Source organism: Pseudomonas sp. XP1 (genome assembly GCF_053557675.1).
This window is the reverse complement of sequence record NZ_JBNRIJ010000009.1, coordinates 107,473-129,924: the sequence shown is the minus strand read 5'-3', so window position 1 is coordinate 129,924 and position 22,452 is coordinate 107,473. Positions and strand designations below refer to the sequence as shown.

General features: G+C 63.3%; 20 protein-coding genes. 8 read left to right on the top strand and 12 right to left on the bottom strand.

The genetic code is table 11. The features are described 5' to 3' along the window. Positions 1–59: 59 nt before the first annotated feature. The 7 genes from ACK1U9_RS11025 to ACK1U9_RS10995 all read right to left on the bottom strand — a co-directional run bounded on the left by ACK1U9_RS11025 (position 60) and on the right by ACK1U9_RS10995 (position 11,089). The gene (locus tag ACK1U9_RS11025; RefSeq protein WP_449109891.1) at positions 60–758 is read right to left on the bottom strand and encodes an HvfC family RiPP maturation protein; all 699 of its coding nucleotides are present in this window, start codon (positions 756–758) and stop codon (positions 60–62) included. Further along, positions 751–1,599: an HvfB family MNIO-type RiPP peptide maturase gene (locus tag ACK1U9_RS11020; protein WP_449109890.1), complete on the bottom strand. Its 849-nt coding sequence runs from the start codon at positions 1,597–1,599 to the stop codon at positions 751–753. Before ACK1U9_RS11020 ends, ACK1U9_RS11025 begins: the two co-directional genes overlap by 8 nt. Positions 1,600–1,675: 76 nt before the next feature. Next, entirely contained in the window at positions 1,676–2,167 is a 492-nt protein-coding gene (locus tag ACK1U9_RS11015; protein ID WP_046615681.1) for an HvfA family oxazolone/thioamide-modified RiPP metallophore, read from the bottom strand. Positions 2,168–2,330: 163 nt separating this feature from the next. Then, a complete protein-coding gene (locus ACK1U9_RS11010; RefSeq protein ID WP_046615682.1) occupies positions 2,331–2,885 on the bottom strand; it encodes a DUF4174 domain-containing protein in 555 nt (184 codons plus the stop codon). A gap of 199 nt (positions 2,886–3,084) precedes the next feature. Beyond that, positions 3,085–7,572 (bottom strand): NEL-type E3 ubiquitin ligase domain-containing protein, encoded by a 4,488-nt coding sequence (locus tag ACK1U9_RS11005; RefSeq protein WP_108480355.1) that lies wholly within the window; start codon positions 7,570–7,572, stop codon positions 3,085–3,087. 81 nt (positions 7,573–7,653) lie between these two features. Continuing rightward, positions 7,654–10,014, bottom strand: a complete 2,361-nt coding sequence (locus ACK1U9_RS11000) for a DNA polymerase II (RefSeq protein WP_108480342.1) — start codon at positions 10,012–10,014, stop codon at positions 7,654–7,656. Positions 10,015–10,168: 154 nt separating this feature from the next. Further along, on the bottom strand, positions 10,169–11,089 hold the full coding sequence (locus tag ACK1U9_RS10995) for a LysR substrate-binding domain-containing protein (protein WP_046615685.1): 921 nt from the start codon (positions 11,087–11,089) through the stop codon (positions 10,169–10,171). A gap of 159 nt (positions 11,090–11,248) precedes the next feature. Here ACK1U9_RS10995 and ACK1U9_RS10990 point away from each other — a divergent pair, with 159 nt between their 5' ends. From ACK1U9_RS10990 to ACK1U9_RS10955, 8 genes are all read left to right on the top strand, one after another. Then, positions 11,249–12,037, top strand: coding sequence for a YqcI/YcgG family protein (locus tag ACK1U9_RS10990; RefSeq protein WP_046615686.1), 789 nt, complete (start codon positions 11,249–11,251; stop codon positions 12,035–12,037). Positions 12,038–12,039: 2 nt separating this feature from the next. Then, entirely contained in the window at positions 12,040–12,666 is a 627-nt protein-coding gene (locus ACK1U9_RS10985) for a LysE family translocator (protein WP_046615687.1), read from the top strand. Positions 12,667–12,705: 39 nt separating this feature from the next. Next, a complete protein-coding gene (locus ACK1U9_RS10980; protein ID WP_338459086.1) occupies positions 12,706–13,782 on the top strand; it encodes a hypothetical protein in 1,077 nt (358 codons plus the stop codon). 138 nt (positions 13,783–13,920) lie between these two features. Continuing rightward, entirely contained in the window at positions 13,921–14,616 is a 696-nt protein-coding gene (locus ACK1U9_RS10975) for a sel1 repeat family protein (protein ID WP_046615689.1), read from the top strand. Between the two features lie 108 nt (positions 14,617–14,724). Further along, on the top strand, positions 14,725–15,417 hold the full coding sequence (locus ACK1U9_RS10970; protein WP_342248308.1) for an AzlC family ABC transporter permease: 693 nt from the start codon (positions 14,725–14,727) through the stop codon (positions 15,415–15,417). Then, entirely contained in the window at positions 15,414–15,728 is a 315-nt protein-coding gene (locus ACK1U9_RS10965; protein WP_046615691.1) for an AzlD domain-containing protein, read from the top strand. Before ACK1U9_RS10970 ends, ACK1U9_RS10965 begins: the two co-directional genes overlap by 4 nt. Next, entirely contained in the window at positions 15,725–16,558 is an 834-nt protein-coding gene (locus tag ACK1U9_RS10960) for an AraC family transcriptional regulator (RefSeq protein WP_338459085.1), read from the top strand. The genes ACK1U9_RS10965 and ACK1U9_RS10960 overlap by 4 nt, the downstream gene beginning before the upstream one ends. Positions 16,559–16,630: 72 nt before the next feature. Beyond that, positions 16,631–16,858 (top strand): hypothetical protein, encoded by a 228-nt coding sequence (locus ACK1U9_RS10955; RefSeq protein ID WP_003260451.1) that lies wholly within the window; start codon positions 16,631–16,633, stop codon positions 16,856–16,858. Between the two features lie 42 nt (positions 16,859–16,900). On the opposite strand, the gene ACK1U9_RS10950 is transcribed toward ACK1U9_RS10955, so the two are convergent. The 5 genes from ACK1U9_RS10950 to ACK1U9_RS10930 form a co-directional block, all read right to left on the bottom strand. Then, positions 16,901–17,383, bottom strand: a complete 483-nt coding sequence (locus ACK1U9_RS10950) for a copper chaperone PCu(A)C (RefSeq protein ID WP_046615693.1) — start codon at positions 17,381–17,383, stop codon at positions 16,901–16,903. Continuing rightward, positions 17,384–17,992: an SCO family protein gene (locus ACK1U9_RS10945; protein ID WP_024086651.1), complete on the bottom strand. Its 609-nt coding sequence runs from the start codon at positions 17,990–17,992 to the stop codon at positions 17,384–17,386. It lies immediately after the preceding gene. Between the two features lie 220 nt (positions 17,993–18,212). Further along, positions 18,213–18,797 carry a Fe-S biogenesis protein NfuA gene (gene nfuA, locus ACK1U9_RS10940; RefSeq protein ID WP_003250416.1) on the bottom strand — a complete coding sequence of 195 codons (585 nt, stop codon included), beginning with the start codon at positions 18,795–18,797 and terminating at the stop codon, positions 18,213–18,215. Positions 18,798–18,855: 58 nt separating this feature from the next. Beyond that, a complete protein-coding gene (locus ACK1U9_RS10935; protein ID WP_196173757.1) occupies positions 18,856–19,890 on the bottom strand; it encodes an acyltransferase family protein in 1,035 nt (344 codons plus the stop codon). 204 nt (positions 19,891–20,094) lie between these two features. Next, positions 20,095–22,395 (bottom strand): fatty acid cis/trans isomerase, encoded by a 2,301-nt coding sequence (locus tag ACK1U9_RS10930; protein WP_449109904.1) that lies wholly within the window; start codon positions 22,393–22,395, stop codon positions 20,095–20,097. Positions 22,396–22,452: the final 57 nt, after the last annotated feature.

The following is a 22,452-nucleotide window of genomic DNA, read 5'->3' as shown; positions in this document are numbered from 1 at the left end:
CCTCTGTAGGAGCGGCCTTGTGTCGCGATAGGGGCGTAAGGCGCCCCCCGTACCCGCACTCAACATGTACCGATGATGACCCCCTGCTCGCGCAGCCCCTCCAGCAACGCCAACCCCTCCTCCACAGCACCGCCCAACGCCTGCAACCGCGCCCGCCCACTGCCCTGTTCCAGCGCCAGCAACCGGTACGCCAGCGGCGCCAGGCGCGCGAAGCGCACTTTCAACTCCGCATCGCGATAGACCAGCAACAAGGTCGGCGTCTCTGGCGCGACCGCAGGCTGGTAATCCGCCCCGATCCGCTCCACTGGCCAGCGGTAGGCCAACACCCGTGCCACGCACGACAACATTGGCTCCCCTTCCAGCAGGTCGCCTGCCGGGTCATGGGCCGGGTCCTCGGCATCGCTCAGATACAACTGAGCCTCGACCCACTCATAGTGCGCCAGCTCCAGCTGCCAGGGTGCATCCAGCTCGACACCCTGCAGGTAGTCGACGAACGCCTCGGCAATCTCGGTGAACAACGGGGTCTGGCTGCGATAGTTGGCATAGAAATCTCGCACTCGCGCATGCCAGCGCTGTTCGCCCAACGCCTCGCGCATCACCGGAAAACTGCCGGCCAGCAAACCTTCGATAGCACCATAGAACAGCTCGCGGTAAATCTTCAGCCGCCGGGCCTCTATGCCAGGCGGCGGCGCATGGCGCTGCGGGTCACGCAGGTACCGGGCCAAGGTGTACTGCTGCTCACGCAAGGTCTCATTCATTTGCAAGCCCTCCCGCAGCACGCTGCACAGTGCGGATGCGCGCCGCTTCGGCGAGCAGTTCGGCCAGCGGCGGGTAGTTGAAATCACGCTCGAGCACGGTCGGTTGCACACCGAAGCGCGCACAGGCGACCGCGTACAGCGCCCATACATCTTCCTTTACCGCAGCCCCGTGGGTGTCTACCTTGAGGTCCGGCGCTTCATCGTAATGGCCAGCCACGTGCATGCCGGTCACTCGCGCCTGGGGCAAGCCCGCAAGGAATTCGCGGGCGTTGTAACCGTGGTTGCAGGCGTTGACGAAGACGTTGTTGACGTCCAGCAGCAGGTCGCAGTCGGCCTCATCAAGTACCGCACGGATGAAATCGAGTTCGCTCATCGCCTGGTACGGCGCGGCGTAGTAGCTGATGTTTTCCACGGCAATGCGCCGTTCCAGGTATTCCTGGGCCTGGCGAATCCGCGCGGCCACATGGCGCACCGCTTCGTCGGTAAATGGAATGGGCATCAGGTCGTACAGATGCCCGTCATCACTGCAGTAGCTCAGGTGCTCGCTGTACAGGCGTACCTGATGGCGATCGAGAAACTGGCGGGTCTGGCCAAGAAAATGTCGGTCCAGCGGCTCGCTGCCACCCAGCGACAACGATAGCCCGTGGCAGGTAATGGCAAAACGCTCGGCCAGCTGCGCCAACCCCTTGCCGTAGGCACCACCTACGGCAATCCAGTTTTCCGGTGCGCATTCGAGAAAGTCCACGGCGCCAGGTTCCATGGCCAGCAGTTCCGGCAACAGGCCGCGGCGCAGGCCGAGCCCGACCCGTAAAGGGACAGGGGACAAAGATGTGGGGTGCATGAACAGGTCTCCGCAACAGGCACAACGCCCCGCCTGACCAGCAGGAGGGGCGTTGCGCGGTTCGTGGGGCAGAAGGTCAGGGCTTGCCGGTCAGGTGGCTGAACAAGCCCTCGGGCATGGTCTTGCCATTAGCCTGGTAGATCGCCTTGAGGTGATCCGCGGCTTCCTGTTCGGAGATGAAGCCATCATGGTTGCGGTCGATCTTGTCGAAGTCGCCGGCGCGGTCCTTGGCCACCACCAGGAACTCGTCGCGCGAGACCTTGCCGTCGTGGTTGCTGTCGGTCTTGGCGAACGAAGCATCACCACACTTGCCCTCGCCGCACTTGCCTTCGGTACCGGCCTTGGCGCTGGCGCCGCACTTGCCCTCACCACATTTGCCTTCGCCCTGGGTGGCCTTGGCGCTGCCACCACATTTGCCTTCACCACACTTGCCCTCGCCGGCCACCTTGGCCGAAGCCAGCTGGTAACCCTGGGCCAACGGCTCGACGGCAAAGGCGCTGCTGCTCAATGCCATGCTGCCGATCAGGGCAGCGCCGAGCAGGCCGAGGGTGTTTCGTACTTGAGTCATGGTGTTGCTCCACTGTGGTTGGAATGTGGAGCCATTAGGCCGTTGCGGTATGTCGTGGATGTATCGCGCGGGGTGCGGTTTTGTATGGGAATGGGTCAGCGGCGTGGGCAGATACAGTGGGATACACAACGGCCCCAAGGCGCCTCGGGGCCGTTGTGCAGGGTCAGTCTTCCAGCGGCTTGGGTGGTGCGGCCGGCTTGGCGGGTTTGCCAGGCTTGCTGTCCTTGGCCTTGGGTTCCGGTGCCGCCGCAGCCACAGGCTCCGGCGCCGTCACGGCTTTTTCGCTGGCGGGCAGATCATCGACCGCCTTGAGGATCACCTGCGGGTCGATGGCCTCGCCCTCCTCGTCGTCCTTGAGCATGTGCCGCTCACCGTCCTTGCCCACCAGGATCACCTTGGTGCCTTTGCTGGCACCCAGCTTCAACTCGCGGATCAGGGCCATGGTGGTCTGCTGCTCGAGGTTCTTGTCCTCACGCTTGCCCATCATGTTGGCAACGCTGTACACCACCAGGTTGCGCTCTTTGAAGGCGGCCTGGGTGGCCGGGTCCTTCAGGGCCTCGTTCAAGCCACGCAACGTCGGGTCGGCGCTGCTGGGTGCAATGACGACCAAGGGCCTGGCCTTGCCCAGTTCCTTGGCCAGCGGCGCGTCACTGTCGGCGGCGAACACGGGGCCGACGAACGCGAGCAAGGTGGCGAGGGTCAGTGACCGGACGAGCATGCGTATCTCCTTATTCTCTCGATAAACCAAAAGACTACAGATCAGGGAGAAAGATCCGACGAGCGAGCGTAAACCAGCAAAAGGCCTTCATGTTTGAATGAACAGTAACCGGCGGTTACCAAATGCGACCACTCCCCGTCCCGAGCCCGAAAAAATACCTCTATCACTTGTAGCTTGAGCATAGTCCAATGCGCCCTGGTCATTCCTGAGGTTGCAGGGCATTGATGGTCAGCTGGAGCTCGGTTTTCTCGGTCCACACCCTGATTTCAGCCATCAACTTGGCGGTGTCCTCGGCGTTGAGATCCTCTGCCAACTGGTTCTGAAAACTTGCCGGCACTTCCAGTTCGCGTACGTAATGCTTCTCGAGATAATTCCTCCAGAATGGTTGCTGGAGCATCCACGCTGCCACCGCTCCGGCTGTCTCGTTACGCCTTACCTGATCACCCGCACGTGCGACCGTAGCGGCGTCCAGGTGCGGAATACCGGCATAAAGCATGCTCCGCGCGTTACCAGGCAGGTCCAACTCCTCGCGCAAGCGGATCGAGTAAGCCAGCGCCCATTCGACCGACTCGTTACCCGCACCTGCAGCCTCGGCCTCACGCCAAGCGATGAAGTTTACCTCCTGTTGCCTCCACAGCCGCCGCGCCAGTGTCACCAGAACTCGCTCCTGGTCGCCAGAAGGGACAGCATGTTCGGCATCCCACACAAGGCAGCGGATTTCAAGCTCCTGGAAGACCACCGTAGCGTTGTCGGCGCAGTTCTCGACCAATGCATTGGCGAAAATTTCATCGGCCAGTTCTGGCGAGTCCTGGACCTTTTCCATCATGGCCAGAACGCGTGAAGCCAGCAGTTCCCCGTTGCGAGCGTGGATGAAGTCTCGCGAGCGCGTGAGTTGTGCCAGCAAGCGCATGAAGTTCGCCACCCCATCCATTAGCTCGATACTGACCCACAGGTTACTCAGGTCTTCACGTTGTTCACCGTCCAGACGGTCCACCCAGCGCAGTTTATGAGGGACTGAACTCGTCTCCGGAATGTTCCACGCCTCCTGCACCTCTTCGGGCTGGCGCACCACAAGGGGGTTGCCTGACAGCGCCACGTAGCCGTTCTGCCATAACCGAGACTCGGTGAAGTCAGGGGGCAACGAAGCGACAAGGTTGTTGGAAGCGTCGAGCAGGTACAGCGTCGCACTCTCCATGATGCCCTCGGGCAGCAATGCCAGCCCGGTATTGCGCAAGCGCAACTCGGCCAACCGCCCCATCCTTGCCACCGAAAAGGCCATGCTCAAGGGGTTATCCGAAAGGTTCAGGTAGTGTAAACCGCTGCACAGCCCCACCATTTGAGCTTGTGGCAAATCCAGCGAGATGCGATTGCCGGACAAGTCGAGAATGCTCAATTCATTGAGCAACGGCAGGCTGCCTGGCAGACGTTCCAACCGGTTATAGCTCAGTTCCAGAGACCTCAGATTGGGGAATGAAAGCAGGAATCGCTCCGGCACCTCCTCCAGCAGCAGGCTGCGAAGGGAAAGTTCGGTAACATGCGGGAAAGTGAACAAAGGCCCCAATTCAGGCAATGAGCGCAGGTCATGCCCACTATACTGCCAAGTCACGGACAGCCGTTGCCCCTCAGGGGTAACCTCATCAGGTATCCGTTCCCGCCAGCATTGCATGACGGCTTTGCGAAACCGCTTGCGCTCGGTTCGCTCACCAGCCAGCAATCCTTGACGCTCCCAACTTTTCAGGTGGTTGTTCAACCGGCGCGCCTGCTCTTCGAGGACGCCAAGCGTAGTGTCGGTATCACGCCCCGAATGACGCATCGCCGCTATCCAGGCATTGACCTGGTCTTCGCTGTACGCTGGGTAAAGGTCGCGCAGGCGCGCCTCGAACGCCCTGGGTCGTGGGGCAGGCCGAGCAGGGCGTCCCTGGCGGCCACCCAGCGGGTAGCCGACCCTGCCATCCTCCAGGCGCAGCGGCGCCAGCATCCATGGCAATGCAGGGTTTCTGCCCAATGCCTGGGCGAGTTCCCTGCTGTGACCGGCCACTTGCCTGGCCAGGACTGCTCTCAGGCCTGGAGCGTAGGGTTCATTGATACCGATTGCCTTTTGGTCGCCAGGGGAGAACGCATCCACCAGGGTCTCGAACAGTTCACCGGGGCCGCGCAGTTCAACGCCCAGCGCGTCCTCAAGTGAGAACCGCCCGTTTTCATGTACAAGTCTGTAGTTCTGCCCGCGGCCAGCGGTGGCCATTACCGGCTGTGGACTATCGCCGTCGTACAGCCGCCAACGCGGTCTGCCACTTCTTGTATCCAGAGTCTCCAGCAAAGTCAGCGCGACCTTGGCCTGGTCCAGAGTCTGGGGCGTATCGATGAACAGCGCCTCACAGGCACGAGCAATGCGAATACGTAGTACGCTCAGCCTGGCCCTGTCGACCAGCCGGAACGGCACCGTACCGCTGACCAGAGCGTGAAGATCCGCACCTTCTGCCGACAACCCACCCACGAGCTCGCGCGCAGCACGGCCATGCAGGCTCGGGAATGCCCTGCGCAATGTTGCCACCGCCGCATCGTCTGGCTCCTGTTGCCCGTCATAAACCTGTTGAAACAGCTGGCGTCGTCTGGCCGAGACCTGCACCGCCAATGGGGGCCCGCCGTGCTCGGTGACGCCCGGCAATGCACGGGCCTTTAACAGTAACGGCGCGTCCTCCGGCACCTGTCCAAGCCTCAAACTGTCCAACAAGGCCTGCAGCCGACGGTCGATCAGCAGGCGCTCGACGGTATCGACCAGCTCAGCTTCTGGCGGCCGACCGTATACATGCAGCGCCCGAAGATGATCTGCATCCAGGGCATGGATGGCCATGACCTGGTCAATCTGTTCATCATCCAGGCGAGCGAAACGCTCACCCAAGCGGCGGAACATCCTGTGTTTGTCTGCCCAGTTGACAGGTTGCTCGCTCCATAGCCGCCAGGCCCCGGCGTCATTGTGACGCAACAAAGGCCCATGGCCATCTCGTGGCGCCAGTTGCCACTCTTCGTCTGCGCGCTGGACGATCTCGTAGTAATGGCCGTCCATGGCTATCCAGCTTCTGTCCTGGGCGCGGTAGATACCCATTGCATCGGCCACTTCCCCGGCGGGAGGTGCCGCGCTGCGAAACGGCACCAGGTCCCCATTCCAGAGTTTTTCGGTCCCGTCCTCCAGCCGCGCTGGCACCCACTGGTCCACTGCGGCCCAGGCCCGGCTAGCTTCTCGCCATACCACAGCGGTGACACCGACCACAGCCAGGTCTTTGGTCACGCTGAGCACATGCTCGATAGCTGCGCTGGTGTCACCCTCACGCCAGTCCTTCACCGCCTGGAACAACTCGCTCAACAGGTCCCACACCATTACAGCAAGCAGCAGCGCATTAAGTGCAGGGATGAACACGCCCGCCACGCTGGCCAGCGTCCATCCTTCGGCTATCAACCTTTGCCTGTGAGCCTCCTGGGCCTCGCGGTCAAGGTCTGACACTGGCGTGGCAATCAATGCGGCATCGTCCTTGATGTGAGCAATACGCGCGGCAGCAAGGTGATCGAACAACGGTAGCGGGTAGTCCCGCATATGCTGGTCCATTTCTCGGGTTGCCCAATCGGCCACACCTACCAATTCCTTGGCAACCTTGGAAAAGAACTGCTGCATGTCACGCCGTCGTACGAAGCGACTGAAAAACTTCTGATACGGCTTATTTCGCAGACGCTTGCCCAAGACCTTGCGGGCGAAGCTTTCCAAGTCGGGGCTTGCGGTCCAGGGACCGTGTGGGTCATCGGGTATATAGACAAGGATCTTGCGGCTGACTTTGTCATGAAATAAATCGAGTATCACGATCTGTTGCAAATCGCAGCCGAACGCCTTGAGTTGCCGGGCCACCACCTTCGATTCATAAAGCGTGCCGGGTCTTCCGAGCCTGCATAGCTCTAGCACCAGGTCCAGTTCGGCGGCATTCAGTACTCCATCGCTTTTGGCCTTGCAGGCATCGATCAGCATGACCGAGCTGTACAGTTGCGCAAGCGTCGCACTCATGTTGCGCCAGCCGCTGGCCTGGCTGCTAGGCGCTTTCAGCACGCTGTCCAGGTGCTGTTGATAGCGCCTGCCCAGATCCAGTTGGCGGCACAGCCGTGCGAAGGCAGGCGCGGTCGGTGACGCAAGCCGTTGCGACAGGCTGTCGACGATGCAGTTGTCCTTGTGCTGTTCGTCCCGCCCTTCGCCCGGTGTGAAATTGTCCAGTGCCGCCTCGATCAGCGGTACGTCGAAATAGTCCTTTTCCACGACCGGATAGCGGCCCCACACGGTGCCCTGGCTGGGGGCGGTGTAGGTGTACCAGCGTCTGAAATACAGGCCTTTGACATCTTGCTCGATGCCGAATTCTTTATGCATGGCGCTTTGAAGCAGCGGCTTGACGAAATGGTCGATGCCCTCAATGCGCGCAAGCTCCCTTTCCAGCCACTGTCGACAGGCCAGGCTGTCCTTCAACGCGTCGCGTAATGCAGCATGCTGCGACTCATGGAAGCCGTTGGCCGGGATGTTCTGTTCGGTAGGCGATACGATACGCAGCCGGCGAATCCATCTGGGTAGCCGCTTGACGATGAGGCTGTCCTGATAGGCCTGCTCCATGGCCAGCGTATCGACGGGTGGCGGTTGCTCCTTGGTGGGTGTAGTCACGTTGTTGGCCTCTGTCTGATCCAGAGGCGCGACAATAGGCACAGGCATGCCAGAAGGTAGGCTAGATAGGTACCACCCCCTTCAGAACAGCACCAGCTGCTGCCCGGTCAAACCTTCGAAACTGTCGCCAACGAAAGGCAGGATGGCATCGGCCACCGGCTGCAGCTGCCGCGTCAGGTAATGCTCGTAGTCCACCGGCGCTTGCAGGTTTTCCAGAGGTTCCGGGCCTGCCAAGGTGATCAGATAGCTGATCCAGCCGCCGCGCTGGTATTGCGTCGGGCGGCCAAGGCGGCGGTTGTAGTCATCGGCCAGCCGGGCCGCGCGCACGTGCGGCGGCACATTGCGCTGATAATCGGCTAGCGGCCGACGCAACCGCTTGCGGTACACCATCAGTTCATTCAGCTCGCCCGCCAGGGTGCGTTGTACATAATCACGCACATACGCCTGGTAAGGCTCCCCGCGGAATATCCGGCCATAAAGTTCTTGCTGGAATTGCCGGGCCAGTGGCGACCAGTCGGTACGCACCGACTCCAGGCCCTTGTAGACCATCTGCTCGCTGCCATCGGCCCGCTGCACCAGCCCGGCGTAGCGCTTCTTGCTGCCTTCGTCCGTGCCGCGGATGGTGGGCATCAGGAAGCGCCGGTAATGCACCTCGAACTGCAGCTCCAGCGCGCTTTCCAGGTTCATCCGCTCGCGCAGGTGTTCGCGCCACCACTGGTTGACGTACGCCACCAGCTCGCGGCCTATGCGTGCTGCAGCCTCCTCGCCGTGGGCGCCCTTGAGCCAGACGAAAGTGGAATCGGTATCGCCATAGATCACCTCGTAGCCCCTGGCTTCGATCAGCGCACGGGTCTGGCGCATGATCTGGTGGCCGCGCATGGTGATCGACGAAGCCAGGCGCGGGTCGAAGAAGCGGCAGCCGCTCGAACCCAACACTCCGTAGAAGGCATTCATGATGATCTTCAGCGCCTGCGACAGCGGCGCGTTGCCCTCGCGCTTGGCCGCTTCCCGCCCCTGCCATACCCGCTCGACGATGGCCGGCAGGCAATGCTCGCTACGGGAAAAACGCCCACCCCGGAAGCCTTCCACCGAGTGTTCATCGTCGGGCAGGCGCAAGCCTTCGACCAGCCCCACCGGGTCGATCAAGAAAGTACGAATGATCGACGGGTACAGGCTCTTGTAGTCCAGCACCAACACCGAGTCGTACAGGCCCGGGCGCGAATCCATGACGAAGCCACCGGGGCTGGCTTCGTCGGGGCGGCTGCCGAGGTTGGGGGCGACAAAGCCCAGGCGGTGCATCTGCGGGATGTACAAATGGCAGAACGCGGCTACCGAACCACCGCTGCGGTCCACCGCAAGGCCGGTGACCGAAGACCGCTCCAGAAGGAATTCGAGCAGGCGGGTGTGGGCGAAGATGCGCGTCACCAGCTCGCAATCCTTGAGGTTGTAGCGCGCCAACGCCGGCTTGTCCTCGGCGAAGCGGCGGTTGATTTCATCCATGCGCTGGTAGGGCGTGTCGATGGCCTTGCCTTCACCGAGCAAGGTCTGGGCGACACTTTCGAGGCTGAACGACGGGAAGCTCCAGGTCGCCGAGCGCAGCGCCTCGATGCCGTCGATCAGCAGCCGCCCCGGGGCATCGGCGAACACGTGGCCACCACCGGCATGGCTGCGCAAGGTCATCGGTGAGCCATTGCGCCCCAGTGCCAGCGGTACCTGCAGCAGCTTGGCATGCTCATGCAGCAGGCGCAGGTCGAACTGGATCAGGTTCCAGCCGATGATTGCATCCGGGTCGTGCTCGGCCATCCAATGGTTGAGGCAGGCCAGCATGTCGGCGCGGTCGGTGCAGTAGTGCAGGTCGAAGTCGAGGCCATCAGCCGTGCCGTTGGCCGGCCCGAGCATGTACACCTGGCGCTGGCCACAGCCTTCCAGGGCAATGCTGTAAAGCTCGCCCCGCTCGCTGGTCTCGATGTCCAGCGACACCAGGCGCAGCGGCGGGCGATAGCCCGACAGCGGCTTGAGCTGGGCATCGCAGAATACACCTTGGGCATCCGGTTGGCCGGTGAACTGCACCGGTGCGGTGATGAAGCGCTCCATCAGGTAGCGCTCGGGCGGGCGGATGTCGGCTTCGTAAACATCGATACCGGCTGTGCGCAGGCGTTGCTCCAGCTGCATCAATTGCCGGTGCTGGCGGCAGTACAGGCCCAGCACCGGGCGTTGGTCGAAGTCCTTCAGCTGCAACGGCCGCAGCTCGGCACCAGGTTCGTTGGCCAACAGCACACGTGCGTGCGCTTCCTGCGCCAGGGGGATGAATGCCACCGATACCTGGGGCGCCAGGCGCAACTGCCGTGGCCCCTGGTCGGTGGCCAGCCAGAATTCCACGCAGGTGCCTTCGGGCGTGTCATGCCAATGTCGGGTCAGGACAAAGCCCTGCTGCAACTCCACCGCGTCGACCTCTGAATCGTTGGTTGTGCTGATCGCGGCAATTCTACCGCTGACGCTCCGTCACAGCGCGTTTTGTTGAGGCCAGCAGGTGTTTGCCGCAATATTTTCAGCGCCGGGCGCTTGCCGGCGGCCGGCCGCATGCTTGAGCGCGTGTTCAACCGTACAGGTAATTGATGTCCTTGGCGGCCAGCGGTGGCACCTGGCCAAGCAGGAACTCGCGCAGCTTGTGCATCTGCCGCGCCTTGGGGCTGGCCTTGAGCCAGGTCATGTAATAGCCATCGCCGGTGGCCACCGCGTGCTTGAATGGCGTGACCAGGCGCCCGGCCAACAGGTCGGCACTGGCCAGCACCAGGTCGACCACCGAAATGCCCAGGCCTTGCTGGGCAGCCGAGATGCCCTGGTCGAGGGTATCGAACACTTGCCCGTGATCGATGCTGATGTCCAGCGCGTCCATGCGAGCCAGCCAGCGCCGCCAGTCTCGCCGGTCGGGGGACGGATGGAGGAACTCGCACTGGGCCAGGTCGGCAAGGTCCGGTTGTGCCTGGGCCATGTAGTCCGGGTGGCACACCGGAATCAGCCATTCATCGAACAGCTTGAAACTCTCGACATCGGCGGGGAAACGCCCGTTCGCCAGGAGGATCGCACAGTCATAGGGCTCGGAATAGAAGTCCACACTGTCGATGTCCATCCACACGCTGGACAGCTGCACGCTGCAGTTGTCCTCGGTCTTCTTGAACGCATCCAGCGCACGCAGCAGCCAGCGCACGGTCAGCGTTGACGGAGCTTTCAGACGCAGGCCGTAGCGGTCCTGGCGCAGCAGGGCACAGGCATTCTCGATGATCTTGAAGCCAACCTTGAGCTCCTGCGCCAGCAGGCGCCCGTGATCCGTCAGGGCCAGCTTCGGCCCGCGACGTTCGAACAGGTCGCAGCCGAACATGGCTTCGAGAGTCTTGATGTGGTGGCTGACGGCGCCCTGGGTCAGGGCCAACTCCTCCGCTGCACGGGTGAATGAGCCATAGCGAGAGGCCACCTCGAAGGCACGCAAAGCGTGCAAAGCCTGAATCCGTTCCGACATGGCGACGCCCCGAGCATGAGTAAGACTAATAGTAGGTCATAGTTCCACGCGTTTTACAACGTCAAGGACGTCTCGGAAAATGCAGGTAAATAATAAACATAACCAAGATCCTGCCTGCATGTGACTGGAACGTTCATCAAATTTACGCCTGGGGAAATCATGTCGACGGGTTATGGAACTTGCTATCGCCTGGATGCGCTAGAGCTGGCCGCTGAACATGTGCGCAATACGCGACATTGGACTTACAAAGCCGTAGAACATTTTCGCAGTGTCCTCGCCAACCCCGAGTTTCCCTGCCTGTTCGGCCGCAAGGCGGTAAACGGCGCAACCTGCCACATCCTGTTCGCCCGCGCCGGGCAACTGGCCGATGACATCGCCATGGGCCTGGCCGACTACGTGCGCACCGTCGCCCCCATCCCACCCAAGCAGCGTATCGGCAGCCCGCTGGTGGTGTTTCTCGAAACCGCCGCCGACTGCACCCTGGCCGAGCAACAGGCGCTGGCCTGGAAGGTTTTGCGTGGCGTGCACGCGCGCGACCCGCAGCCCTGGCCGCAGGGCATCCCGACCGAGCCCGACGACAACGCCTGGTCGTTCTGCTTTGCCGGCATGCCGCTGTTCATCAACATGAACTTCCCCGGCCACCAGCAGATGAAAAGCCGCAACCTGGGCCCACACATCACCTTCGTCATCAACCCGCGGGCGAACTTCGACGAAGTGGCCAACGCCAACACCGAAAGCGGCCAACGTATCCGCGAACGCATCCGCGAGCGCGTGCACCGCTACAACGACGGCGTCATGCCCGACACCCTTGGCTTCTTCGGCGATGCCGACAACTACGAGTGGAAGCAGTACCAACTGCAGGAGGCAGGTTCGCTCAACCCGTCCCGCTGCCCGTTCCACGCCCATGCCGCACACGCGGTAACACCCGACATACTGATCGAGACCTGACCGTGAATACCGCACTCACCGCTACCTATGCCCTGACTGTCCTGCTACTGATCGCCACCCCCGGCCCGGTAGTGGCGCTGATCGTCAACACTGCGGCCGCCTCCGGCTCACGCAAGGCCATGTTCACCGCTGTCGGCACGAACTGGGCATCGCTGGTGCTGATCGGCGCGGCGGCCTGGGTCATCCTCACCAGCGCCGCCATCGACAAGGCCTGGCTCAGCGCCATGAGCCTGCTGGGTTGCCTGTTCATCGGCTACATCGCCGTCGGCACGCTGCGGGACGCCCTGCAGGCGCCGGCAGCCGAGACGCCGGGCGAGCTCGCCAAGCCTGGCCGCGGCGGGCTGCTGCAAGGTTTCATGGTGGGCATTTCCAACCCGAAGGACATCATCTTCTTCATTGCCTTCTTCCCGCAGTTCATCCAGATCACCGAGTCGTTCGGCAAGAGCATGGTGGTGCTGTCGATGCTGTGGGTAGCCATCGATTTTGCCGTGCTCAGCCTGTACATCTTCGCCATCGGCAAGATCGCCTCGCAGCGCAGCAACCGCATGATCAGCCTGGCCTCGGGGGTCGCCCTGCTGCTGATCGCCACCGGCGGCCTGCTGTACAACATCAAGGAGCTGGCGGCCTGAACGTGATGCTAAGTGCCCGCTGCAGCAGCAGGAGACCCAATGACCGCGACTGACACGAGCCCTTCGCCGTTGCAACAGGACTACCAGCGCTTTCTGCTGCTGGGCAGCCGGCGCGCCCCACACACAATGCATGTGCACGAAACCAGCTACCGCTCCAGCACCATCAACACCGATGCCCTGGGCCTGCGCTACAGCCATTGCGCCGGCAAGCGCTTTTCGGCGGCCGAGCGCGGTGGCGCGTCACGCATCAACCTGCTGGTCGGCGGCTCCACTGCCCTGGGCATCGGTGCCAGCTCCGACGAACACACGGTGGCCTCGCACCTGTCGATGCTGACTGGCGAAGTCTGGCTGAGCCTGGCTGGCTGCGGGCTCAATGCCAGCCAGGAGCTGCTGATGTTCCTGACCCACCAGCACCGCCTTGGCGAGCTCGGCCATGTGGTGGTGCTCAGCGGCCTCAACACCCTGGCCCACGAAGCGCTCTGCGAAGTCCTCTCCAGCCTGAACGACCCGCGGCACGCCAAGGCCTACCAGGATTTTCTCAACAGTTTCAGCGAAGGCATGCAGCCCACCGTGGCGCCCCGCCGGCAATCGCTGTGGCGGCGCATCGGCCAGGCGTTGGCCACGCCGCCGGTCGCAACACCGGCCACCTGGCCGCTGTCCCCCCCGGAAAAGCGTCTGGCCCGCGCCGCTGACAGCATTGGCCGGACCTTGCGCCAATGGGACCGGCTGCTGGCAGACAGCCACTCCACACTCACCTTCATCCTGCAGCCGTTGCTGCCCTGGTGCCGGGATAGCCTGCCCGCTGGCGAGCAGGCCATGCTGGACGCGCTGCAGCGGCGACCGGCAAATTTCGATCGGCTGCTGGACGGCGCGTTCGACAGCCAGTTGCACTCGGCCTTCTTCCGTCGCATCAAGAGCCAGGCCGACCCGGTGCCCTGCTATGACATGAACTGCATGCTCAGCAGCTCGCCGGTGTTCGGCGCCGACCTGTTCATCGACCGCCTGCACCTGAACGACCTAGGCAACAATGCCCTGGCCAAGGTCATTACCGCCAAGCTTGGCCTGGCCCAGGAAAAACATGCCCAGCGCAACGTCACGCCGATCAAGCTCGTCTGACAGTTGCCGGGTGGTCTTCCGGCCAGGCCCTTTGGGTGGCTAGAATAGGCCGTCGTTCCGATCTGCCCGAGGCGCACGCTTGACCGCCATGAACATCGAAGCCATCCATCAGTACCTGGCACCCCATGGGGCTTGCCTGTGAGCCGCATGCTTCGCTTGCCCCCACTGTTGATCGCCCTGATGCCGCTGGCTGCCCACGCGCTCGAAGTGCGCATCGACCCTCATGCCGACCTGCTCTACCGCCAGGCCTTGCCCCTGCTGGAGCAGGCCGACAGCCAGGACGACGGCACCAGCACGCTGCGCACGGCCATCGGCGGCGACCCGGAGCTCAGCCGCCAGGGCCAGGCCATGGCCCACACCCTGCCGACAGCCGTTGCCTTGCTGAAAAAGTCCGTAGAGCTGGGCCACCCGGTCGCACAGTACCGCCTGGCGCTGTATTACATGACCTACCTGCCCGCAGCGCAAATCCCGGACGCCGCCTGCCCATTGCTCGAAGCCAGCCTCAGACAGGGCTTTGCCGCACCGGCGCCGGCCATCGCCACCTGGTGCCCGCCTTATAACGTCAGCAGCGACTACCGTACTGCGCTGGAGGCCATCCCCAACATGGCCACCGTATATGCCCCCTACTACCCGCAACCGGCAACGCGCCTGGCCTGCAACCGCAACCGGCCACAAGGCCTGGAAATGCAGTGGGGGCGCCAGCGCGACTATCAGGCCGAGGTATACCGCCTGCTCGGCGACCTCGACCCGGAGCACCGCCAGAGCCTGCTGCAGAAGGCCGTGGACACCAACGGTTGCGTGACAGCGCAGCAGCACCTGACCAGCCGTCCGTAAACGGGCACGGTTGCTGTGCAGGACCGTGCCAGGCATAGCAAGATCGTTCAAGCCATCCCCCGCCCCGTCTGGCATGCTGGCCTGCCACGTACACGCACTGCAGCCACCATGCCTCACATCGCCCGCCAAGCCTTTCTCCACGGCGCCATCGCCATTCTCCCGTTGTCCCTGGCCGTCGCCCCCTGGGGCCTGCTGGCCGGCTCCATGGCCATCGAGGCCAACCTCAGCGCCTGGGAGGGGCAAGGGCTGTCGGCCATCGTCTTCGCCGGTGCCGCGCAACTGGTGGCGATCGGCATGCTCAAGGGTGGCGCCAACCTGGCGTCGATCCTGCTGACTACCCTGCTGCTGACCTCGCAGCACCTGCTGTATGGCCTGACGATGCGCCCGGTGCTGTCCAGCCAGCCGCTGCGCTGGCGGCTGGGCCTGGGCTTCCTGCTGACCGACGAATTCTTCGCCCTGACCAGCCAGTACGACCAGCAGCAGTTCAACCGCTGGTACGCCCTGGGCGTGGGCCTGACGTTCTACATCGCCTGGAACCTGTTCACCCTGGCCGGCATCCTGCTGGGGCAGAACATTCCGTACCTGGACCAGCTCGGTCTGGACTTTTCCATCGTCGCCACCTTCGTCGCCCTGATCGCGCCGCTGGTGCGCAACCTGGCCACGCTGGTGTGCGTGGCGGTGTCGCTGTTCTGTTCGGTGCTGTTCAGCTACTGGCACTGGGAGACCGCCCTGGTGGCCGCAGGCCTGCTGGGCATGAGCGCCGGTTTCGTCTGCCAGAAATTCGCCGGAGCCCGCGCATGACCTGGGTCCTGATTCTTGCCATGGGCGCCATCGTGTTCCTCAACCGCTATGCGTTCCTGGAGCCGCGCCTGCCATTGCGCCTGAGCTCCAACGCCCGGCAGTTCCTCGGTTTTGCCGTGCCGGGCATGCTCACCGCAATCTGCGGCCCGATCATCTTCATGCCCGAGCACCAGTTGAACCTGAGCCTGCTCAACCCCTACCTGCTGGGTTCGCTGGTAGCAATCGCCCTGGTGCTGTTGACCCGCAGCGTGTTGCTTAGCATGCTGGTGAGCATGTTGATCTTCTTCCTCCTGCGCAGCTGGCTGGCATGAGCACGCACCTGCGCGAGCAGACACACCTATGGCAGGCGCCTGCACTGGGCGACGTCGAGATGCTGCATGCGCGCTATTTCCAGCAGCGCTTCGCCCCGCATGTGCATGAAGGCTATGTGTTCACCGTGATCGAGTCGGGTGCCCAGCGCTTCTGGCATCGCGGCAGCGAGCACCTGGCGCCGGTCGGCAGCATGGTGCTGATCAACCCCGACGAACTGCACACCGGTGCCACCGCCCACGAAGCGGGCTGGCGCTACCGAGGGTTCTACCCGGAACATGAACGGGTAACCGGGGTGCTCGAAGAACTGGCACTGGGCCACCACGGCATGCCCAGCTTCAAGGACAGCGTGATCCACGACCCGGCCCTGGCACTTGCCTTCAGCCAGTTGCACCAGCTGTCCGAAGCCGGCGCCAGCGCCCTGCAGCAGCAGACCGCCTGGCGCCAGGCGGTGCTGGCCCTGGTGCAACGGCACGGGCAATGCGCCGAACCTGCCGCCCCTGGCCACGAACCGCTGGCAGTGGCCCGCGCCCGTGAGCTGCTGGAAAGCCAACTGGCCGACCCGCCCTCGCTCGAGGCCCTGGCGGCGGCGGTCAACCTGTCGCCATTCCATTTCGCCCGGGTGTTCCGCCAGGCCACCGGCCTGCCGCCCCATGCCTGGTTGAAGCAGAGGCGCCTGGCCCGCGCGCGGGAAATGCTCAAGCGTGGCTGGGCTGCATCGGAGGTGGCGTTCGACCTGGGTTTTGCCGACCAGAGCCATTTGAGCCGGCAGTTCAAGCAGGCATACGGCGTAACGCCGGGGGCCTACCGCAGCGCCTGCCTGCAAGGCTGAGCTGCGACACCAGGCCTCAGGCAGGCCTGCCAGCCACTGCTACACTGACAAGGCTGAATGGAGGATCCTGCCATGTCCGAACGAGAGCTCACCACCCTCCTGTCGCTGATGAACCAGCGCCAGGCCTGCCTGAGCAGTGCCTGCAAGGAGATAGCCGACTGGATCGACCGGCAGGGCGACGTGCCCGCCGCCGGCAAGATCCGCGCAAGCCTCAAGGCCCTGGAGGCCGATGAGGCCCAGGTCCGCAAGACCTTGACCTCGCTGACCCTCGACAGGCCGCTGCCCAAGTTTCGCAGCTGATTGAACCGGGGGCGCTTTGCGCCCCAAAAGGTTTCAGCCTGATCAGTGCTTCATGTGCATGTGATCATGCCCGCCGCCCGCCTCGGCGTTGAGCGCACGCACTTCGGCCTGCACGTCCAGGGTTTCCTTGGCCCCCTTGGCATCTTCGATGCTCAGGGTCAGCGGCACCTTCTCGCCTTCCTTCACCTGGTTGTTCAGGCCCATCAGCATCACATGCAGGCTGTTCGGGTCGAGGGTAACCGCCTTGCCGGCTGGCAACTCGACCGCCTTGACCTCACGCATGCCCATCACATCGCCGTTCATGGTCATCTCGTGCACCTGCACAGTCTTGGCCACAGGCGAAGCCACGCCCACCAGCTTGCTGTCGCTGCTGGCGGTCAGGGTCATGAAGGCACCGGTGGACTGCTGGTGCGGCACGGTCGCACGCACCCAGGCGTCGCTTACGGTGGTCTGGGCCAGGGCCGGCAGTGCCAGGCCCATCAGGACCAGGGCAGCCAGGCCGTGCTTGATCGGTTGCATCGACATTCAGCAGATCTCCATCAGTGTGACCAGGTCTTCGGCGCATTCCTGGGCGGTCAGGGAATGGCCCAGGCTCAGGCGCAGGGTGCCACGCGTATCGTAGACGTAGCTGGTGGACGAGTGAGAGACGGTATAGGTATCACCGGCCGGGACTTTCTCGTAGAACACCTTGAATTCCTTGGCCACCGCGGCGATTTCCTCGGGGGTGCCGGTCAACGCGGTGAACGACGGGTCGAAAGCTTTAACGTAGGCATCGAGCACCTCGGGGGTGTCTCGCTCCGGGTCCAGGGTAATCAACACCACCTGGAACAGGTCGCGATCGCGGCCGCGCAGCAGCTTGCGGATTTGCGCCGCGCGCGCAAGGGTAGTCGGGCACACGGCCGGGCACTGGGTGAAGCCGAAGAAGATCATCGGCATGCTGCCGTAGAAGCTCGACAGGGTGCGCACATTGCCTTGGGTGTCCTTGAGGCTGAACTTGCGCCCAAGGATTTCGTTGCTCATGTTCTTGCCGTACTTGAACTCGAGCCCCCGGGCCGGGCTGCAGCCTGCCAGCAGGCCAAGCCCGAGAACGCCCATCCCGGCGACAACTGCGCGCCGGGTATATAGATCATTCATGAAACCATCCTTTACAGGGAAGGTGCCGGCCCTCGGGACGGGCCGGTCGAAAAACCGGGGCATTCTGGCATGACACCCCAAGGGGTTCTACCCGACGAAGGCGAGGATTGGCTGCAGCCCTTTGAATACGGGCTGCGGCCTGTTGTCGCAGGGGTTGAAACAGTAACACTTTGTTGCTAAGGAAACGGGTTAAACGCGCCCCTTCCGGAGCGCGCCAGCCTCAGTAGTAGGCGTTCTCTTTCTGGCTGTGGTCAGTCACGTCACGCACGCCCTTCAGCTCGGGAATACGCTCGAGCAGGGTGCGCTCGATGCCTTCCTTCAGGGTCACGTCGGCCTGGCCACACCCCTGACAACCACCACCGAACTGCAGCACGGCAATGCCGTCGTCGACCACATCCACCAGGCTCACCTGGCCGCCGTGGCTGGCCAGGCCGGGGTTGATCTCGGTCTGCAGGTAGTAATTGATGCGCTCGTTGATCGGGCTGTCTTCGTTGACCATCGGCACCTTGGCATTCGGTGCCTTGATGGTCAGCTGGCCACCCATGCGGTCGGTGGCATAGTCGACCAGCGCGTCTTCCAGGAAGGGCACGCTGACCGCGTCCAGGTAAGCGGTGAAGCTCTTGAGGCCCACGGCGGTGTCGTCAGGCTTCTCTTCGCCCGGCTTGCAGTAGGCGATGCAGGTTTCGGCGTACTGGGTGCCCGGCTGGGTGATGAAAATGCGAATGCCGATGCCAGGCGTGTTCTGCTTGGAGAGCAGATCGGCCAGGTAGTCATGGGCGGCGTCGGTAATGGTTATAGCGCTCATGTAGGTTCCTCACAGACTTGCGGCCAAGTGTACGCCAACCCGGCTTTCGAACAAAGTCCTAGTATTTGACTCGGGAAAGCGCATATTCAGGGGCCTGCCCCCTTGGCGCCGCCAGCCAGGCCTGCATGCGCCGGTACAGCCCGCGCTCCAGCCACTGGTAGCTGAACCACGACATTAGTCCAATGGACGGCACGCACAGGGCGAACACCAGGTACGGGTTCAACTGCAGGCGCTGGCTGGCGAACCAGCCGGCGTACAGCACCAGCACATGGACCAGGTACACCGAATACGAACAGTCGCCCAGCGCCTTGAGCAGCCGGTTGCCGCGGAACAGTGGCTCCAGGGCGACGAAGGCCAGCACGATCATTGCGCTCGGCAGGCCCCAGTGCAGCAAGCGCCAGGAAGCGTCCAGGTGGTAGATGGCAAGGCCTGCCACTGCCAGTAACGCCAACGGTAGCAAGCGGCCCTGGTGGATGAGGCCGCGACGGTGCAGCACGCCCAGGCCGATGCCGAGCAGGAATTCGTAGATGATGTCGTTGCCGTAGAAGCGGCTGAGCACGCCCAGTCGGCCCAGTAGCTCGCTGGCCAGCAGCAGCGCGGCGGTGACCAGCAACTGGTGATGACGGCGGCGCACCAGGAAGGCCAGGCCGAACAGCAGGTAGAAGAACATCTCGAAGTTAAGCGTCCAGCCCACGTTCAGGGTCGGGTACAAGCCGTAGCCACCGGGGTTTTCCGCCGGGATGAACAGCAGCGACAGCAGCAGGTGGTGCCAGGTGAATGCCTGGTGTGGCATCCATTGGCTGAAGGCCAGCAGCAGGGTTGCCATCAGCGCCGTGTAGAACCAGTAGGCCGGGACGATACGCAGCGCCCGGTTGAGCAGGAACTGGCGGGGCTCGATGGCCTTGTCGCAGGTCGACAGGTAGATGACCAGCCCGCTGATGACGAAGAAGATGTCGACGCCTGCGGCGCCGCGGTCGCTGAGCAGTTGGCCGATAGGGCCGGAGGCTTGGAAGTCGAAGAAAATCTGCATGAAATGGTGACAGACCACCACCCAGGCGGCGAACGCCCGCAGTGCTTGAAGCGAATACAGCATGGAGTACCCTGCGCTTGCCGGTGCATTGAGGCCTTTGGGAGCACGTTGCGCTCCATCGCCGGCAAGCCGGCTCCCACAAGGACTGCGCAGCCTTCAGGCATGTGCGGCCCCTGTGGACGCTGGCCGGCGATCGGGCTGCACAGCAGCCCCCGGACCACCCACCCATTCCGACCGCAGGGTAATCGGAAAGGTCAGCCAAACCGATCAGAGGTTCTCGTAGCGGTTCATGTCCAGCACGCCCGCCTCGACCGGCTCGGTCTCCTTGATGAAGCTGTTCAGGTCATGGAAGTAGCGCCAGAACTCTGGGTGACTGCGACGCACACCCCAACGCATGACGATGCGCTCGAACCTGGCCGGGTCATCTTTCGCGTACTCCATGTCCTCGACGAACTCCGGCACATCACTGGTCGGGATGTTGAAGATGAAGTTGGGGTAGCTGCTGAGCACGCCCGGGTACAAGGTCAAGGTATCCAGCCCCGGCTGGTAGCGGTACGCCTCGCCCAGCAGGAACGCCACGTTGCTGTGCGCGCGGTTGCGCAGCAGGCTGTATACCTGGCGCTGGCCGCCCTGCCCTTCGATGCGCAGCATGGTCGCTTCGGGCAACTGGCTGATCACCTTCAACCCCGCAGCCGGGCGCGACACCAGGCGGCTGAGCGATTGTTCGGCATTGCGGAACTCTTCGCTCACCTGCGGCCGTGAACAGAACGCACCCTGGCAGCGGTTGATCGGGTCAGGCGCGGCGTTCAGGCTGCCGGTACGCTGCAGAAGCTTCAGGCCGAAGTCGCGCTTGGGGTTGCGCGGGTCGAGCTGGATACCGCTCGGGGTGTCGGTGTCGATGTCTTCATAATCCATCCACATCTTCACCTTGCCGCTGTTCTGGTACCAGTCACCGAGGATCGCCTTGCGCTGGTCGGCCGGCATCAGGCGCAGGAAGTTGACCTCGGCGCCGTTGCGGATCAGGTCGAAGTACAGGCGCGTCTGCAACTGGTGCGAGACGTTGCCGAACACATCGAAGTTGACCGCCAGCTGGTAATAGGTGCGCTCGAACAACGGGTAGTCGAACAGCCACACGGTCAGCGGCACATCACCGATCAGGCCCTTGGTCACCGAGGCGCTGTCGAAGTGGCGGAAGATGCTCAGCAACGCGTTGTCGTTACCGGCCCACAACGTCGCCCAGCCCGGGGCCGGCATGTCGGCGTAGGCTTCGCGGCGCAGTTTTTCGTACTCGTTGCGCTTGTCGCGGTAGGCGTGCCACAGGCTCAGCACGCTGCCCACGTCATCGATCTGCCCAGGCATGGCCAGCAGCGGTGTGGCCTCGCCACGGTACTTGGCATCGGTGATGTAGCGGTCATGGGCCGGCTCCTGGAACAGCGCCCAGAAGTTGTCGCGGATCACGTCGGTGGCAATCTGCCCACGGCATACCGGGCCACGGATGAAGGTGCGCACGAAGTACTCGGCGTTATCCAGCATGAACTGGTAGCGCGCCACTGCCGGGATCGCTTCGAAGGTTTCGAACGGGTTGGCCCGGTGGCGCGGGCCGTAGCCTGGCAGCGCGGTGGCATGCCAGTCGCCGGCGTAGAACAGTTGCTTGACCCGCTTGAGCTTCTGCGGCCCCATCGGATAGGTGATGTGCGTCTTGTGCACGATCACGCCCTGCACCGGGATCAACCGGTAGTAGAAGTCGGTGCCCGGCGGGTCGTTGGGGCGGCGCGTGGCGATCAGGTCGACCGGCTGACCGCTCGGTGTACGCGAACGCACCCACTGGAAGAAGTGGCCCTGCTCGCCACCAACGAAATAGATGTGCGCCAGGAACAGGTGCTCGTACAGCCAGCGGCCGACCAGCGCCTCGGTGGAACCCGGGCGGTTGAGCAGCTCTTCCCAGTCGGCAATCTGCTTGGCTTCGGCCGCGCTTGGCTTGATCGGCTGGTACTCGACGGGTGCACCGGCGGCCAACCAGTGGCGCATGGTGTCGTATTCCTTGTCGGTCAGGCCGGTCACCGCCAGTGGCATGCCTTCCTTGGGGTGAGCGCCGGCATAGGCATCGAACTCATGCGGCAACGGGCACATGTTGTTGCGGTTCAGGCCCAGGACGATTTCCTCGGGCAGCTTGGCATTGGGCGTGAGCGGGGTCTTGTGCCCCAGCTCGAGCATGCGCGCCATCAGCGCGGCCTGGCTGCCCTGGTTGTCGAGCACCGAGTAGAAGCCCTTCTTGCGCCACTCGCCCTCGCTATGGGCGTCGTAGAACAGCCGCGTGGTGGGCACTGCCTTGCTGCGCTCGCCCTGGTACACGGGAACCTTGGTGGCGCCGCGCACGGCGCCTTCGGGGCTTTCCAGCTTCAGCTGGCAGGCGGCGTCGTTGCAGGCGTGGCAGGCCACGCATTTCTCGATGAAGATCGGTTGAATGTCCCGGGTGTAGGAAATGGCCGGGCTCGACTGGGGGGCTTGCCCGAACGCCACACTGCTGATGAGCAGGGCGAAAACGCCGGCAAGAATACGATGCACCATGTGCGGAAAGTCCTGGGTATTGAAAGCCATCACGATTTGTTGCCTGGTCGTCCTTGG